Source organism: Sphingorhabdus buctiana, from assembly GCF_042680825.1.
Taxonomy (GTDB): domain Bacteria; phylum Pseudomonadota; class Alphaproteobacteria; order Sphingomonadales; family Sphingomonadaceae; genus Sphingorhabdus_B; species Sphingorhabdus_B buctiana.
On sequence record NZ_JBHUEL010000002.1, the window covers coordinates 431,754 to 447,472 of the forward strand.

The 15,719-nt window shown below is 57.2% G+C and carries 14 protein-coding genes; 13 read left to right on the top strand and 1 reads right to left on the bottom strand.

All coding sequences use genetic code 11. The features are described 5' to 3' along the window. Position 1: 1 nt before the first annotated feature. From nuoG to ACFSAG_RS02610, 13 genes are read left to right on the top strand one after another with little or no spacing between them, the layout of a single operon-like run. A complete protein-coding gene (gene nuoG, locus ACFSAG_RS02550; protein ID WP_381511106.1) occupies positions 2-2,002 on the top strand; it encodes an NADH-quinone oxidoreductase subunit NuoG in 2,001 nt (666 codons plus the stop codon). Beyond that, positions 1,999-3,045 carry an NADH-quinone oxidoreductase subunit NuoH gene (gene nuoH, locus ACFSAG_RS02555; protein ID WP_381511108.1) on the top strand — a complete coding sequence of 349 codons (1,047 nt, stop codon included), beginning with the start codon at positions 1,999-2,001 and terminating at the stop codon, positions 3,043-3,045. The genes nuoG and nuoH overlap by 4 nt, the downstream gene beginning before the upstream one ends. Further along, positions 3,042-3,500: a hypothetical protein gene (locus ACFSAG_RS02560; RefSeq protein ID WP_381511109.1), complete on the top strand. Its 459-nt coding sequence runs from the start codon at positions 3,042-3,044 to the stop codon at positions 3,498-3,500. The genes nuoH and ACFSAG_RS02560 overlap by 4 nt, the downstream gene beginning before the upstream one ends. Continuing rightward, the gene (gene nuoI, locus ACFSAG_RS02565) at positions 3,497-3,982 is read left to right on the top strand and encodes an NADH-quinone oxidoreductase subunit NuoI (RefSeq protein ID WP_374610926.1); all 486 of its coding nucleotides are present in this window, start codon (positions 3,497-3,499) and stop codon (positions 3,980-3,982) included. The genes ACFSAG_RS02560 and nuoI overlap by 4 nt, the downstream gene beginning before the upstream one ends. Positions 3,983-3,994: 12 nt before the next feature. Continuing rightward, positions 3,995-4,609 carry an NADH-quinone oxidoreductase subunit J gene (locus tag ACFSAG_RS02570; protein WP_374610928.1) on the top strand — a complete coding sequence of 205 codons (615 nt, stop codon included), beginning with the start codon at positions 3,995-3,997 and terminating at the stop codon, positions 4,607-4,609. Further along, entirely contained in the window at positions 4,606-4,911 is a 306-nt protein-coding gene (nuoK, locus tag ACFSAG_RS02575) for an NADH-quinone oxidoreductase subunit NuoK (RefSeq protein WP_115548499.1), read from the top strand. The genes ACFSAG_RS02570 and nuoK overlap by 4 nt, the downstream gene beginning before the upstream one ends. A 9-nt stretch (positions 4,912-4,920) precedes the next feature. Beyond that, a complete protein-coding gene (gene nuoL, locus ACFSAG_RS02580) occupies positions 4,921-6,963 on the top strand; it encodes an NADH-quinone oxidoreductase subunit L (RefSeq protein ID WP_381511112.1) in 2,043 nt (680 codons plus the stop codon). Further along, complete coding sequence (locus ACFSAG_RS02585; RefSeq protein WP_381511114.1) at positions 6,960-8,528, top strand: NADH-quinone oxidoreductase subunit M; 1,569 nt, start codon at positions 6,960-6,962, stop codon at positions 8,526-8,528. Before nuoL ends, ACFSAG_RS02585 begins: the two co-directional genes overlap by 4 nt. Then, positions 8,528-9,970 carry an NADH-quinone oxidoreductase subunit NuoN gene (gene nuoN / locus ACFSAG_RS02590; protein WP_381511117.1) on the top strand — a complete coding sequence of 481 codons (1,443 nt, stop codon included), beginning with the start codon at positions 8,528-8,530 and terminating at the stop codon, positions 9,968-9,970. Before ACFSAG_RS02585 ends, nuoN begins: the two co-directional genes overlap by 1 nt. A gap of 23 nt (positions 9,971-9,993) precedes the next feature. After that, the gene (locus ACFSAG_RS02595; RefSeq protein ID WP_381511280.1) at positions 9,994-10,683 is read left to right on the top strand and encodes a biotin--[acetyl-CoA-carboxylase] ligase; all 690 of its coding nucleotides are present in this window, start codon (positions 9,994-9,996) and stop codon (positions 10,681-10,683) included. Positions 10,684-10,697: 14 nt separating this feature from the next. Beyond that, a complete protein-coding gene (locus tag ACFSAG_RS02600; protein ID WP_381511119.1) occupies positions 10,698-11,486 on the top strand; it encodes a type III pantothenate kinase in 789 nt (262 codons plus the stop codon). After that, positions 11,483-13,126, top strand: coding sequence for a ribonuclease J (locus tag ACFSAG_RS02605; RefSeq protein WP_381511121.1), 1,644 nt, complete (start codon positions 11,483-11,485; stop codon positions 13,124-13,126). Before ACFSAG_RS02600 ends, ACFSAG_RS02605 begins: the two co-directional genes overlap by 4 nt. Beyond that, positions 13,123-13,407, top strand: coding sequence for a DUF1467 family protein (locus tag ACFSAG_RS02610; RefSeq protein ID WP_374610940.1), 285 nt, complete (start codon positions 13,123-13,125; stop codon positions 13,405-13,407). Before ACFSAG_RS02605 ends, ACFSAG_RS02610 begins: the two co-directional genes overlap by 4 nt. On the opposite strand, the gene ACFSAG_RS02615 is transcribed toward ACFSAG_RS02610, so the two are convergent. Next, positions 13,404-15,695, bottom strand: coding sequence for a coiled-coil domain-containing protein (locus ACFSAG_RS02615; RefSeq protein WP_381511123.1), 2,292 nt, complete (start codon positions 15,693-15,695; stop codon positions 13,404-13,406). The genes ACFSAG_RS02610 and ACFSAG_RS02615 overlap by 4 nt on opposite strands. Positions 15,696-15,719: the final 24 nt, after the last annotated feature.

Consider the following 15,719-nt stretch of genomic DNA (forward strand, 5'->3'; position numbering starts at 1 on the left):
TATGCCTAAAGTCACCGTAGACGGCGTTGAAATCGAAGTTCCGCAGGGAGCCACCGTCCTGCAAGCGTGCGAGCTTGCCGGCAAAGAAATACCGCGTTTCTGTTATCATGAGCGGCTGAGCATCGCCGGCAATTGCCGCATGTGCCTGGTCGAGGTCGCTCCCGGTCCGCCAAAGCCGCAAGCTAGCTGCGCGCTGCCTGCAACCGAAGGGCAGGTTATTCGCACTGACAGCGAGATGGTCAAAAAGGCACGCGAAGGGGTGATGGAGTTCCTGCTCATCAACCACCCGCTCGATTGCCCGATTTGCGACCAGGGTGGCGAATGCGATTTGCAGGACCAGTCGGTTGCCTATGGTCGCGGTGCCTCACGCTATGACGAGAATAAGCGCGCGGTGACCGAGAAATATATGGGTCCCATCGTCAAGACGGTGATGACCCGCTGCATTCAGTGTACTCGCTGCGTACGTTTTGCCGAAGAAGTGGCTGGTATCGAGGAAATCGGCGCGATCTATCGCGGCGAGAATATGCAGATTACCAGCTATCTCGAACGTGCGGTGACAAGCGAACTTTCAGGCAATGTCGTCGACCTGTGCCCAGTCGGCGCGCTAACCAGCAAGCCCTATGCGTTCAACGCACGCCCCTGGGAACTGAAGAAGACCCCGGCGATTGACGTGATGGACGCGGTGGGCACCAATATCCGCCTCGACAGCCGGGGCAGGGCGGTGCTGCGCGCGGTTCCGCGTATCAACGAAGACGTCAATGAAGAGTGGGCACATGACAAGACCCGCCATGCGGTTGATGGCCTCACCCATCGCCGCCTCGACAAGCCCTATGTCCGCAAGGGTGGCAAGCTGGTCGCAACAAGCTGGCAGGAGGCATTTGACGCGATCAAGGCCAACTGGTCGGGCGACGCTGCCGTCGTCGCAGGCGATATGGTCGATTGCGAAACGATGTTCGCCGCTCGCGAATTGGCGGGAAGCAATATGCTTGAAGGCCGCCAGACCGGCCTTGCCTATGACACGTCGTCGCTTTCGGCGGTCAATTTCAACACCACCATTGCGGGCATCGAAAATGCCGATGTGATCCTTTTGGTGGGCAGCGACCTTCGCCGTGAAGCACCGCTGGTGAATACGCGCATCCAGAAAGCGGTCCGGAAGAAGGGTGCAAAGGTTTTCGCCATTGGGCCCCAAACCGACCTGACTTACAAGGTTGAGTGGCTGGGTGATGATCTCGGCGCTTTGGCAAAGGCGCCCAAGGCACTGGCTGACGCGCTGAAAACCGCCGAACGCCCTGCCATTATTGTTGGCGGCGGCGCACTGCGTTACGAAGGTGTCCACGGTGCAGCGCTGGCATTTGCGAAGAAGTACAAGCTGGTCAAAGATGGCTGGAATGGCTTCAACGTCCTGCACTTCGCGGCTGCACGGATGGGCGGATTGATGCTCGGCTATGCCTATGCCGGCGGTATCAAAGCGCTTGCCGCAAAGAAGCCAAAGCTGGCTTTCTTCCTTGGTGCGGATGAGGTTGACTACAGCCTCTTTGCCAAGACCTTCAAAGTCTATGTCGGTCACCATGGTGACAATGGTGCAGCCAATGCAGATGTTGTTTTGCCGGGTGCTGCTTATTCGGAAAAATCCGGTACTTGGGTGAACCTGGAAGGCCGTGTCCAGCGTGGCGAACGTGCTGTCTTCCCGCCGGGGGATGCACGCGAGGATTGGGCGATTTTCCGTGCGCTTTCCGACGTTCTGGGCAAGCGCCTGCCGTTTGACAATCTTGACCAACTGCGCGCTGCGATGGCGAAGGCCGTACCAGCGCTCGGCCAGGAAGGTCTCGCCGACTATGGCTGGTCTGAACCCAAGCTTGAAACCAAGGTTTCGGGCAAGATCGCCGATTATCCGATCAAGGATTTCTACCTCACCAACAGCATCTGCCGCGCATCTCCGACGATGCAGCGCTGCTCGGCTGAACTGGTGCATGGCCAGGAATGGCTGGAGGCTGCGGAATGACCGCCTTTTTCCAAACTCTCGGCATGTCCTATGAATGGGCGTGGTTCGTGGCCACGATCTGCGGTATTCTGCTGATCGCATTGCCTTTGATGCTTGCCGTTGCGATGATCATCTACGCCGACCGCAAGATCTGGGCGGCGATGGCGCTCCGTCGTGGACCAAACGTTGTGGGCCCCTTTGGCCTACTCCAGTCCTTCGCTGATGGCCTCAAGGTATTCCTGCAGGAAACGATCATCCCCTCGGCATCGAACCGCGGCCTGTTCCTGATCGCGCCGATCATCACCTTCACCGTAGCGCTTATGGCCTGGGCAGTGATCCCGTTCAATTCGGGCGCGGTGCTGGCGGATATCAATGTCGGCCTGCTCTATATCCTCGCGATCAGTTCACTCGGGGTCTATGGGGTCGTTATTTCGGGTTGGTCGTCCAACTCCAAATATCCTTTCTTCTCCGCGATGCGCGCCGCCGCGCAGATGATTTCCTACGAAGTTTCAATCGGTTTCATCCTGATCTGCGTCGTCCTGTGGGCCGGCACGTTTAATATGCTCGGCATTATCGAAGCACAGAAAGCGCATGTGCTGGGTTTTGTGAACGCCTTCGGCCTCAACCCGCTGCTCTTCCCGATCGCGGTCATGTTCCTGATCAGCGCGATGGCGGAAACCGCGCGTGCGCCGTTCGACTTGACCGAGGCGGAGTCCGAGCTCGTTGCCGGATACCAGACCGAATATAGCTCAATGAGCTTCGCACTCTTCTGGCTCGGCGAATATGCAAACGTCCTGTTGATGTGCACGCTCAATGCCGTGCTCTTCTGGGGCGGTTACCTGCCGCCGGTCGACTGGGCTCCGCTCTACGCGGTTCCGGGGATTATATGGCTGTTCGCCAAGATCCTTGTCTTCTTCTTTGTCTTCAGCTGGGTAAAGGCCACGGTTCCGCGTTATCGCTATGACCAGCTGATGCGGTTGGGCTGGAAGGTCTTCCTGCCGATCTCGCTGTTCTGGGTATTCCTGGTGAGCGGTTACCTAATGTGGACGGGGCATTTCGGATGAGCCTGACTGCAACCCTAATAGCTCAGTCGATCGTAACGGCCGCCGCGCCAAACGCAGATGCGCTGCCCGGTACGGCGTGGAATTGCTCTTACAACGATGCAGAAGGCAATGCCTTTTATCTGGAAGGCGATTTTCCTGAAGCGCCCAAAGGCTGGGATCCGAACACTGGGCTGCCCACCAAAATTGCGGGCAATGGCAAAGAACTGTTCCTTGGCGACAAGGAAGTGAACGCGTTTGAAAGTCGTGAGGATATACGCACTTATGCGGTGAGTTTCCTGCATGGAGACGGTTCACGCTACAATCTGATCTTCGATTTCGTGAAAGACAGCCACGGCCTATCGACGGTTACGCATTATGTTCCGTCTGCCGATGGGCGTGGGAAGCTCCACGCCTATGCGACCGGCTACTGCAATTCGAATTTCCATGCCCTCGGCAAAGGGAAAATAATCAAATGAGCGTCACCCACCTCATCAAAAGCTTCACGCTGTGGGAATTCGTCAAGGCGCATTGGCTGACCTTGCAATATTTCTTCAAGCCCAAGGCGACGATCAACTATCCGTTCGAAAAGAACCCCATTAGCCCGCGTTTCCGCGGCGAGCATGCGCTGCGCCGTTATCCCAATGGTGAAGAGCGTTGCATCGCGTGCAAGTTGTGCGAAGCGGTTTGCCCGGCGCAGGCGATTACCATCGAGGCCGAACCGCGCGAGGATGGCAGCCGTCGCACCACGCGCTACGACATCGACATGACCAAGTGCATCTATTGCGGTTTTTGCCAGGAAGCTTGCCCGGTCGATGCGATCGTCGAAGGTCCGAACTTTGAGTTTTCAACCGAAACCCGTGAAGAGCTGCTTTATGACAAAGCCAAGCTCCTCGAAAACGGGGACAAATGGGAACGCGCGATTGCGGCAAATATTGCCGCTGACGCGCCCTATCGATAAGGGGCGCGTATCGTGATTCAGGTGATCTCCTTCTATATTTTTGCGGCTATCCTGCTCGCTTCGGCGTCGATGGTGATTTTCGCGAGGAACCCGGTGCATAGCGTGCTGTGGTTGATTGTGGCCTTTTTCAACGCTGCCGCGCTGATGGTGCTTGTCGGAGCCGAATTCATCGCGATGTTGCTCGTCATCGTATACGTCGGCGCTGTCGCAGTATTGTTCCTGTTCGTCGTGATGATGCTCAACATCGATTTCGCGGAGTTGCGCGCAGGTTTTGTCAGCAATCTTCCACTCGGTATCCTCTTGGCCATCGTTTTGGCGGTTGAACTGGTGCTCGGCATTGGCGCCTATCGCGCAGGGGCGATCGAACTGGGCAGTGCGGTTGCTGCAGCTACACCAACTGACAAGCCGAATATCGAGGCGATCGGTGCTCTGCTCTATTCCAAATATGTCTTCCTGTTTGAAACGGCAGGTCTGATCTTGCTGGTTGCAATGGTTGGCGCAATCGTGCTGACCCATCGCCAGCGTAAAGGCGTTCGTCCGCAGAATATCGGCAAGCAGAACCGCCGTCGTCCGCAAGATGCCGTGCGCAATGTGAACCAGCCCGTGGGGCAGGGGGTAGAGCTATGATCGGCATCGAGCATTACCTGGTGGTCAGCTCCATCCTGTTCGTGATGGGTGTGTTGGGCATCTTCCTCAATCGGAAGAATGTCATCATCATCCTGATGGCGATCGAGCTCATCTTGCTGTCGGTGAACATCAACCTGGTCGCGTTCAGCGCGTTTCTCGGCGATCTTGTCGGGCAGGTGTTTGCGATGTTCGTACTGACCGTTGCGGCGGGTGAAGCTGCGATTGGCCTTGCCATTCTTGTCATTTACTTCCGTGGTCGCGGCACGATTGCCGTTGACGATGTCAACCGGATGAAGGGGTAAGCCGGTCTTATGTCGTCCATCGAAATCATCGTATTCGCGCCATTGCTCGCGGCTATCGTCGCGGGTCTGGGGCAGAATTTCATTGGCAAGACGGCTGCAAAGCTGGTCACGACCGGTGGCTTGTTTCTCGCTTGTGCGCTCAGCTGGCCGATCTTCATCGGTTTCCTGACCGGCAATGAGAAAGCTTATGTCGAGCCTGTCATGCAATGGGTGCAGTCGGGTTCGCTGACCTTTGACTGGGAATTGCGCGTCGATGCGCTGACGGCTGTGATGCTGGTGGTTATCACCTCGGTATCGGCGCTCGTTCACCTCTATAGCTGGAGCTATATGGAGGAAGACCCGGACCAGCCGCGCTTCTTCGCCTATCTCTCGCTCTTTACCTTCGCGATGCTGATGCTGGTGACGGCAAACAACCTCGTCCAGATGTTCTTCGGATGGGAAGGCGTGGGCCTTGCCTCCTACCTGCTGATCGGTTTCTGGTACAAGAAACCCAGCGCCAATGCCGCGGCAATCAAGGCGTTTGTCGTCAACCGCGTCGGCGACCTTGGCTTCATGCTCGGCATCTTTGGCGTGTTCTGGCTGTTCGGAACGGTCTCGATCCCCGATATCCTCGCTGCAGCTCCTGAAAAGGCCGGATCGAGCATCGGCTTCCTCGGCATGCGCGTCGACACGATGAGCCTGCTTTGCGTGCTGCTGTTCATCGGTGCGATGGGCAAGTCGGCACAGCTCGGCCTGCACACCTGGTTGCCAGACGCGATGGAAGGCCCGACCCCGGTTTCGGCGCTGATCCACGCGGCAACGATGGTAACGGCAGGCGTTTTCATGGTGTGCCGCCTGTCGCCGCTGTTTGAAACCAGCCAGTTTGCATTGAATGTCGTGACTATCGTTGGGGCGACGACGGCGCTGTTCGCCGCTACGGTCGGCCTCGTCCAGACCGACATCAAGCGCGTGATCGCTTATTCGACCTGTTCGCAGCTCGGCTACATGTTCTTTGCAGCAGGCGTAGGTGCCTACAGTGCAGCGATGTTCCACCTGTTCACGCACGCTTTCTTCAAGGCGTTGCTGTTCCTTGGCGCAGGCAGCGTGATCCACGCGATGCACCATGAACAGGACATGCGCTATTATGGCGGCCTCAGGAAGCATATCCCGATCACCTTCTGGGCGATGACGGCAGGCACGCTCGCGATCACCGGTGTCGGCATTGTTGGCATCGGCGGCTTTGCCGGCTTCCACTCAAAGGACGCGATAATCGAAGCGGCCTACGCTTCGACCGCTCCCTGGGGTGGCTATGCCTTCTTCATCGGTGTGTTCGCGGCGCTATTGACCAGCTTCTACAGCTGGCGCCTCGTGTTCCTGACTTTCTTCGGCAAGCCGCGTTGGGCGGGTAGCGAACATATCCAGCATGCGGTTCATGACGACCATCATGGCCATGATGATCATGCGCACGGTCACCATGATGCGCATGGCGATGGCACAGCCGGCTATCATCCGCACGAAAGCCCGTGGCCAATGCTCGTTCCATTGGGCGTGTTGACGCTTGGCGCGATTGCTGCCGGTTATGTGTTCAAATATGATTTCATCTATGCCGAAGAGGGCGGAACCGCTTTCTGGGCTGCATCGACGCTCTATTTCAACGAGCACCTGATCCACGCGATGCATCATGTACCGCTTTGGGTGAAGCTGGCTTCTACCGTAGCAATGCTTACAGGCCTGTTCATCGCATGGATGATGTACATCCGCTCGGAAACGGCGCCTGCAACGGTCGCCAAGCATTTCGAGCCGCTCTACAAATTCTTCCTCAACAAGTGGTATTTTGACGAGCTGTACAATCTCATCTTCGTCAAGCCGGCCTTCTGGTTCGGTCGCCTGTTCTGGAAAAGCGGTGACATCGGCATCATTGATCGTTTCGGCCCGAATGGCTCCGCATTTGCGGTCAGCCTGACCAGTCGCCTCGCCGTCCGCATGCAGTCGGGCTATCTCTACACTTATGCGTTGGTGATGCTGCTTGGCCTCGTCGCCGCAATCAGCTGGTTTATGGTGCAAGCGCGATGAACGCCGCCGAACTTCCAATCCTTTCGATCATGCTCGCCGTGCCCATGCTCGGCGCAATCGCCTGCCTTTTCGTTCGAGACGAACTGGCGCGAGTTGTGGCCTTGGGCGCGACGCTGCTGAACCTCGTTCTTGGTATCTGGCTTTGGGCCAGTTACGATCCTGCAGGTGCGCAGTGGCAATTTGTCGAGAGCGCCCAGTTATTCGGGCCGATTGGCTGGAAACTGGGCATCGACGGCATTTCGCTGCTGCTGATCATGTTGTCGGTATTCCTGATGCCGATTTGTATCGGTGCCAGCTGGCGTTCGATTACCGAGCGGGTCGGCCTCTACATGGCCAGCTTCCTGCTGATGGAAACGCTGATGATCGGCGTGTTCGCGGCGCAGGATTTGCTGCTTTTCTACATCATGTTCGAAGCAGGCCTTATCCCGATGTACCTGATCATCGGTATTTGGGGCGGTAAGGACCGCATCTACGCCTCGTACAAATTCTTCCTCTACACGCTGCTCGGATCGGTCTTCATGCTGCTGGCGATGCTGTGGATGATCCAACAGGCAGGCACTGCGGATATCCCGACACTGCTCAACCATGATTTCCCGGCTGAGGCACAGACCATCCTCTGGCTCGCATTCTTCGCATCCTTCGCGGTGAAAATGCCGATGTGGCCGGTACACACCTGGCTTCCTGACGCGCACGTTCAGGCGCCGACCGCAGGTTCGGTGATCCTGGCGGGCGTGCTGCTGAAAATGGGAGGCTATGGCTTCCTGCGTTTCTCGCTGCCGATGTTCCCTGAGGCTTCAGCGCAGTTCATCTGGCTGATCTTTGGCCTTTCGATGGTTGCAGTGGTTTACACCAGCCTCGTCGCCTTGGTGCAGGACGACATGAAGAAGCTGATTGCCTATTCATCGGTCGCGCACATGGCGATTGTGACCGTGGGCCTGTTCACTTTCAACCAGCAAGGCATTGAGGGCGCAATCATCGTGATGCTCAGCCACGGTCTTGTGTCAGGCGCGCTCTTCCTTTGCGTCGGTGTAATTTACGACCGCCTGCATACCCGTGAAATCAGCCGTTATGGCGGGCTCAGCATCAATATGCCAAAATATGCGCTGTTCTTCATGCTGTTCACAATGGCGAGCGTTGGTTTGCCGGGGACCAGCGGTTTCGTTGGCGAATTCCTGTCGCTCGCGGGCGCATACAAGGTTTCGACCTGGGCGACGCTGATTGCCACCACCGGCATCATCCTGGGCGCAGGCTATATGCTCTACCTTTATCGCCGGATTGCTTTTGGTGAGCAGGTGAACGCCGATGCGGCTGCAATGCCCGATCTCGACAAGCGCGAATTGTGGTTGCTTGCACCGATTGCGGCTGCGGTATTGTGGATGGGTGTTTATCCGGAAAGCTTCCTTGCCCCGATCCGTCGCGACGTTGCGACGATCGTGGATCGCATAGAGCGTGCAGCGCCTGCCGGTGACAGCAAACTCAAGGAAAATGACAAGACCACCGCCAAATATCGCGTCCATGCGCATGGCGGCGAGCATCAGAAAAAGGCCGAGGGGGCCGCACACTAATGGACCTTTCAACCTCGCTCACACTGGTCCGTCCAGAGCTGATCCTCAGCTTTTCCAGCCTTGCGCTGTTGTTGATCGCTGCATGGCGCCAGGATGCCGGTCGCCTCGTCAGCATCCTGTCGGTCGCTGCGCTGGTGGGCGCCGGCGTAACTTCGGCGCAGTTTTTGGCAGCAGGCACCGACGCGACGGCTTTTGACGGATTATATCGCGCGGATGCATTCAGCAGCTTTGCCAAGATCCTTATCTATATCGCCGCTGCGGTGGCGTTGGTGATCGCCCCGAAGGCTCTTGAGAAAATGGGCGCGATGCGCGCCGAATATCCGGTTCTGGTTGTGCTTGCCGCTGTTGGCATGGGCATCATGGTGTCAGCTTCCGACTTGCTGACCCTTTATATCGGCCTCGAACTCAACAGCCTTGCCGCTTATGTGCTCGCCAGCTTTGCGCGCAATGATGGTCGTTCGGCAGAGGCGGGCCTCAAATATTTCGTACTCGGCGCGCTTGCCAGCGGCATCCTGCTTTTCGGCATGTCCTTGCTCTATGGCTTTACGGGATCGACCAGTTTCGAAACCATCGGTCAGGCAATGGCAGGCGAAATTGGCACCGGCCTGCTGTTTGGCCTTGTGTTCGTCCTCTCAGGTCTCGCGTTCAAGATCAGCGCTGCGCCGTTCCATATGTGGACGCCAGACGTATATGAAGGCGCGCCTACACCGGTTACTGCATTCTTTGCCAGCGCGCCCAAAGTAGCGGCAACCGCGCTCCTCATCCGTGTAACTATAGAGGCATTTGGTTCGCAGGCACAAGCCTGGCAGCAGATCGTCATGGTCGTTGCGCTGATGTCGATTGTGATCGGTGCAGTCGGTGCGATCGGTCAGCAGAATCTGAAACGACTGCTCGCTTACAGCTCGATCAACAATATCGGCTTCCTGTTGATCGGCCTCGCTGCCGGGACCGAGCAAGGCATTTCGGCGATGCTGGTATATCTTGCAATTTATGTCGCAATGACGCTCGGCGGCTTCATCTGCCTGATGCAGTTGAAGGGGCGTGATGGCGAAATGAAGGAAGGTATGGCGGACATCGCCGGCCTGTCAAAGACGAAGCCACTGCTTGCCGCTGCATTTGCAGTGTTCATGTTCAGCCTTGCCGGTATTCCGCCGCTGTTCGGTTTCTGGGGCAAGCTGGTGGTGTTCAACGCCGCAATCGAGGCCGGGATGTTCCCGCTGGCCGTGATCGGTATTGCCGCTTCGGTGATTGGTGCCTTCTATTATCTGAAGGTCGTCAAGACGATGTATTTCGATGAACCTGCGGATGCGGTCGATACATCGGATGACAAGGTGCTGAGCTGGAGCGGCGGCGCATTGGCGCTGGCGGTTTCGCCGCTGGGCTATTTCGCCATACCGGCGCTGACGGCTGTGACTGCACAGGCTGCTGGAGCCTTGTTCTGACCATTCAATTTGAGCAGGTCGGGCTGACAGGCTCGACCAACGCCGATTTGCTTGCACGTGCCGCCGCGGGCGCACCCGAAGGCTTGTGGCTGCAGGCGGATCAGCAGGATGGCGGACGCGGCAGGATGGGGCGTGATTGGATCAGCCCTATCGGCAACCTCTATGCCAGCACGATCATTCGCATCGGTGCCATCGACCCACCGCCGGCAAGCTTGGCTTTTGTGGCTGGCCTCGCCGCGCACCAAACGATCAGGCAGGTGGCACCGGAAGTTGCTATCCAGATCAAATGGCCGAATGATATTCTGACGTCTGATGGTGCCAAATTGTGCGGTATATTGTTGGAACGCGCGGGCGACGCCATCGTTGCAGGCTTTGGAATCAATCTTGCGCACCATCCTGAAAATATCGGTCGTGCAACATCGGATTTGCGGGCCTTAGGGGCCAATCCTCCAGACGCGCAGTCTGTGTGCGAAATCCTTGGGAATTTCCTGGAAGAATGGCTGCGCAAATGGCGGCAGGGACCGCTGGTAGATCTTTTGCGGGCTTGGGAAGCTGCGGCCCATCCGTATGGCACTGCCTTACAGGTCAATTTGCCCGATGGTGAGCAACTTCAGGGCCTGTTTTCGGGGCTTGCCGATGATGGCGCCCTCAGGCTGCGCTTGGCGGATGGTGAAATCCGTGCCATTCACGCCGCCGATATTTTCCTGATCTGATAAGGATAAATGCGATGCTGCTTGCGGTTGATAACGGCAATACCAACGTCAAATTCGCACTGGTCGATGACAGCGGTGAAATCGTGCAGCGTTGGCGTATTGCGACCGATGCCCGGCGCACTGCAGATGAATATGCGGTCTGGCTTGATCAGTTGCTGCAAATGGAAGGGCATAAGCGCAGCGAGATTGATGCGGTCATCATCGCGACAGTTGTCCCGCGGGCGCTCCATAATCTTCAGGTGTTGAGCCAGAAATATTTCGGCACTGATGCCTTGGTTGCAGGTCGCCAGCCGGTCGGTTGGGGGATTGCACTGAAGGTTGATGAGCCGCGCGCATTGGGCGCGGATCGCGCTGTGAATGCCATCGCGGCGCAAGCGCTGGAACCGGGTGTAGACAAGATCGTCATCAGTTTCGGAACGGCGACCACCTTCGATCATATCGGCGTCGATGGAGCCTATTTGGGCGGCAGTATCGCCCCAGGCATCAATCTGTCGCTGGATGCATTGTACAACGCGGCCGCCATGCTGCCGCGTATCGCTATCGAGCCGCCGCCGTCGTCGAGCGTCATCGGGCGTGATACGGTGGGGCAGATGCAGATCGGCATCTACTGGGGCTATGTCGCGCTGATTGAGGGCCTGCTTGGGCGAATGAAGGCTGAAATCAACAGGCCGGTCAAAGTGATCGCAACCGGCGGCCTTGCCGCACTGTTTCAGCAGCACAGCCATCTTTTCGACAGGGTTGAACCCGATTTGACGTTGCGCGGGCTTGCCAAGCTCTATGCAAACCGCGAAAGCGGGGCATGACAACTCCAAAAAATGAATTGCTATTCCTCGCGCTAGGCGGGTCGGACGAGATTGGCATGAATGCCAATTTATATGGCTGCCAGGGCAAATGGATCATGGTCGATCTGGGCGTAACTTTTGGCCACGAAGACTATCCCGGTATTGACCTGATCATGCCCGATATCGAGTTCATCGAAGATCGAAAGAATGACCTGCTCGGTATTATCCTGACGCATGGTCACGAGGATCATATCGGTGCGGTCCCGTACCTTGCGGCTGATCTGGGCGTGCCGCTGTATGCAACACCGTTCACTGCGGCGCTGATCCGCGGAAAGCTTGAAGAACAAGGCATTGCAGACGAGGTTCAGCTTAACATCGTGCCGATGGAGGGGCAGGTCAATCTCGGTCCGTTCGATATCCGTTTTGTTCCGCTGGCGCATTCGATACTCGAAATGAGCGCGCTGGTTATCGAAACACCGCACGGCAAGGTCTTCCATACAGGGGACTGGAAGCTAGATGATAATCCGATCATTGGCACGCCCGCCAGCGCCGAGCAGCTGACAGCAATTGGCGATGAAGGCATCCTCGCCATGATCTGCGATTCAACCAATGTGTTCAACGCTACACCAAGCGGAAGCGAAGCAAGCGTCCATGCCGATTTGCTGAAACATGTGACAGAGGCGAAGGGCAGGGTGGTCGTGACCACCTTTGCATCCAACTCTGCCCGCCTGCAGACCTTGGCCGATGTCGCCAGAGAAGCGGGCCGCAAGCTATGCTTTGCGGGCCGTTCGCTGCACAAGATCGTCGAGGCTTCGCAAGCGACAGGCTATCTTAAAAATCTGCCTGAAACCGTCGATATGGAATCGGTCGATGCCTATCCGCGCAACCAGGTGATGGTGGTGGCTACCGGTGGGCAAGGGGAGGCGCGGGCCGCGCTTGCCCGCATCGCCGAGGGCAATCATCCGGTGAAGCTTGAGGAGGGTGATACGGTTATCTTCTCGTCCAAGCAGATACCGGGCAACGAAATGGCGATCGGCCATGTGATGAACCAGCTTGCGCGCCGGAACATCATCATGATCACCGAAAAACAGGCGCATGTGCATGTGTCTGGCCACCCGGGACGCAGCGAGTTGGCAAAACTCTACGAATGGGTAAGGCCCGAAATCCTTGTGCCTGTGCATGGTGAGCGGCGCCACATGGCCGAACAGGCCCGGTTTGCACAATCACAAGGGGTTCCCAAAACCATCGTCCAATCCAATGGCGATGTAATCCGTCTTGCGCCTGACGGCCCTGAACAGGTCGGCCATGAACGCACCGGTCGCCTTGTCCTCGATGGCGATACCATTATCGCTTCCGATGGCGAAGCAATCACCCAACGCCGCCGCCTGTCATGGTACGGCATCATCAATGTCGCGGTTGCGCTCGACGGCGATAACAACCTTCTCGGCGATCCGGTCATTCGCTTGCATGGCATCCCGATAGAGGCGGAAATCGATGATTTCCTCGACGAGGCCAGCCAAGCCGCCGAAAAGGCAGTCAAGGATTGGCGCGGCGATTTGAGCGACCTACGGGAAAACCTACGTCTTGCGGTGCGCCGGGTTGCCACTAACTGGACAGGCAAGAAGCCTATTGTGGACGTACTGGTTGTGGAGACAGCATGAACTGGACATCGATAATCGCAATCTATGCCTTGTTCTGGGTGTTGAGCGCATTTGTCATCCTGCCCATTGGGGTGCGCAGCTATGAAGAACTCGGCATGGAGAAAGTGCCTGGCCAAGCCGATGGCGTGCCCGGCAACTTCAGGCCGGGATTGATCTTGCTGCGGACAACCTTGCTGTCAGCAGCGGCGTTCGGCGTGTTTTACGCCAACTATGTCTATGGCTGGATCGACCGCCACACGTTCGATTTCCTAATCGCGGGGCCTGAGGCGTCGGCGGATTAATTCCGAAGACGTTCGATTGCCTGAGCGAGGGCAACGTAAAGCTTGCCCACATCCGAAGACAATAAGGTCACGCCAATCGCATTGCCATCACGGGTGCTAAGCAAAACGCGCATCATCGATTCAAAATCGTGAATGTAGCGGTTCACATGTTCGCGGAATTCGGCGTCGTCGTCATAATGTGCGGCGATAATCTTGGCTTCGCCGCTGTCGAGTAGTCGAACGGCACGGCGGGTGAACACGCCGCGGTCGCCCTTCAGATAGGCGGCCCACGCCGTATCGGTAACTTCGTTGGACAGGATCTTCGCGACGTCAATCGCTGCAGAATTGAGCGATTCGGTGAGTAGGGCCATGCGCCGCGCAAAGCCGTCATCATCGATGGCGCCAAAGGAACTATGTGCCTCCTGTACCCGATGCTCAAGATTGGCAGCCATCTCGTCAACGCGTTGCAGCTGCGACGCGATCCGCTCTTCAACGTCAGAGGCCAGCGCAAGATTTCGATCAAATGCCTCGCGCATGGCTGTGTCGAGTGCCTTGACTTGGTCGTCCACCGCAGCGCTGATTGCAAGCCGACCACGTTCGTTGAGCTTGTCGGCGACTGCAGACAGTTCTTCGTCAACGATCTTGCGGCTCGCTTCGGCGGCCTGTTTTGTGGTTTCGCGCACGCGCAACAGTGCAGCGACCAGTTGCTCATTGGCGATGCCCGACAATTCCTCGAGGGTCGAACGGGTATGCACGATGGCGGCAGACAGGATATCGACCTGTTCCTGCTGCGAAGTCAGGTAAGTTTCCGATTGGCTATTGAGCTGTTCGATCGCGGTGCTTTGGGTCGCAACATTTTCCTCAAGCGTCGCAACAGCCTGCACCAGCGTTTCCGTGCCATTTTCCGCGGTGGAAAGTTCGCCGTTCAAAACCGCAAATGCTTCGCGCGTTTCAGCAAAAAGTGAGGTTATCCGGTCAATTTTGGGTGCAAGCGTGCCTTCGGACGCTTCGGCCATAGCTTCGATACCCGAGCGCAAATCGTCGGTTTTTGCGATTAGCGTTTGCGTCTGGTCCTTGGTGGAGGCCAAGCGCTTGTCCAACTCTTCACCGCTTTCGCCAAGGGCTGAAACCGCGAAAGCCAGCTTGGCGATCTGATCGCTGGCATCATCGCCAAAGCGGGCGACTTCAGCTCGGCATTCCGCGAGCGAAGACTTCACGCTTTCAAGCAGAGTGCGAGCCGTCGAATCTTGGGCGTCGCTAACAGCTTCCAAATGAGCGATTGCTTCGCTGAGGCTGGTCAGATTGCCTTCCAGTCGCTGATGGCTCGCTGCCATGCGATCATCAAGGCGCTCGGACGTTTGCATCAGGCGCCGCTCGGCATCGGTCACGCCCGACGAAAGATTGGCAAGCAGCAGGTTTGCGCGCTGCTCCGAATTCTCGACCGATTGCGCGAAATGCTCGCTTGCACCAGTCAGATTGTTTTCGAGTGCCTGGGAACTTGTGTCGATACGGCTGTTGAGCGTCTCAAGTGCGGTGCCGGCGGTCGCAGCGCGCTCGTCCATTTGCTTCAACGCGTCGATGATAGTCTGGATCTGCCCGTGCGCGGTATTGCCGGCAATGCCGATCTGATTGGTCGCATCTTTCGCAGCGCTGGTAACAACAGGCAAATGGTTACGCAGCTGTTCCAGATTGGTCACTGCGGCGTTGCTCGCAACCTGCAGCATCTTTGCGCGCTCGTCGGAATCATGGAGCGCTGTATTCAACTGTTCGGCAGCTTCGGTGAGCTTTTGGGCTGAGACGCGGCCTACCGATTCCAGTTCCTTTGCATTTTCGGCAAGGAAGGAGCGGGCGAGGGCGATTTCCCCATTAACGGTACGCATGCGTTGTTCGAGCGCTTCGCTTTCGGTGCGCAGCAATGCTGCAACATCGCCGAAACGGCGCGCCTCGGTTGAGCTCATGCGCATGACCAGCAGCCATGCAAGGGCAAGAACTGCCGTTGGAGCCGACCACTCCACAATCAGTTGGCTGATCCGGGCAGGAAGCGGGGCTGCGACTATTTCCGATTGGTGCACCCACAGGAAAAAGCCAGTCCATGCGGCCGTTGCCAGCAAAAGCAATGTAGCAATGACAATCTTGCCCCAGGGACGACGGGCTGCGGGCTCTTCCTCCCAATAATCGGGATATTCTTCGGCTTCATTATCATCGCTGGAAGCCTCGAAGCTGGTCACTTCGTTGGTCTCATCGACGTCAGAGGTTGCAGGATCGTTCGAGGAACGATTGATTTCGATGATTTTCGATTGTCCCGTCATGGAACACATTTACCATATTTTCAC

Excerpts from the sequence above, each read along its gene's own strand:
- nuoG (WP_381511106.1), top strand. The coding sequence starts at position 2 with ATGCCTAAAGTCACCGTAGACGGCGTTGAAATCGAAGTTCCGCAGGGA.
- nuoH (WP_381511108.1), top strand. The coding sequence starts at position 1,999 with ATGACCGCCTTTTTCCAAACTCTCGGCATGTCCTATGAATGGGCGTGG.
- ACFSAG_RS02560 (WP_381511109.1), top strand. The coding sequence starts at position 3,042 with ATGAGCCTGACTGCAACCCTAATAGCTCAGTCGATCGTAACGGCCGCC.
- nuoI (WP_374610926.1), top strand. The coding sequence starts at position 3,497 with ATGAGCGTCACCCACCTCATCAAAAGCTTCACGCTGTGGGAATTCGTC.
- nuoK (WP_115548499.1), top strand. The coding sequence starts at position 4,606 with ATGATCGGCATCGAGCATTACCTGGTGGTCAGCTCCATCCTGTTCGTG.
- nuoL (WP_381511112.1), top strand. The coding sequence starts at position 4,921 with ATGTCGTCCATCGAAATCATCGTATTCGCGCCATTGCTCGCGGCTATC.
- ACFSAG_RS02585 (WP_381511114.1), top strand. The coding sequence starts at position 6,960 with ATGAACGCCGCCGAACTTCCAATCCTTTCGATCATGCTCGCCGTGCCC.
- nuoN (WP_381511117.1), top strand. The coding sequence starts at position 8,528 with ATGGACCTTTCAACCTCGCTCACACTGGTCCGTCCAGAGCTGATCCTC.
- ACFSAG_RS02600 (WP_381511119.1), top strand. The coding sequence starts at position 10,698 with ATGCTGCTTGCGGTTGATAACGGCAATACCAACGTCAAATTCGCACTG.
- ACFSAG_RS02605 (WP_381511121.1), top strand. The coding sequence starts at position 11,483 with ATGACAACTCCAAAAAATGAATTGCTATTCCTCGCGCTAGGCGGGTCG.
- ACFSAG_RS02610 (WP_374610940.1), top strand. The coding sequence starts at position 13,123 with ATGAACTGGACATCGATAATCGCAATCTATGCCTTGTTCTGGGTGTTG.
- ACFSAG_RS02615 (WP_381511123.1), bottom strand. The coding sequence starts at position 15,695 with ATGACGGGACAATCGAAAATCATCGAAATCAATCGTTCCTCGAACGAT.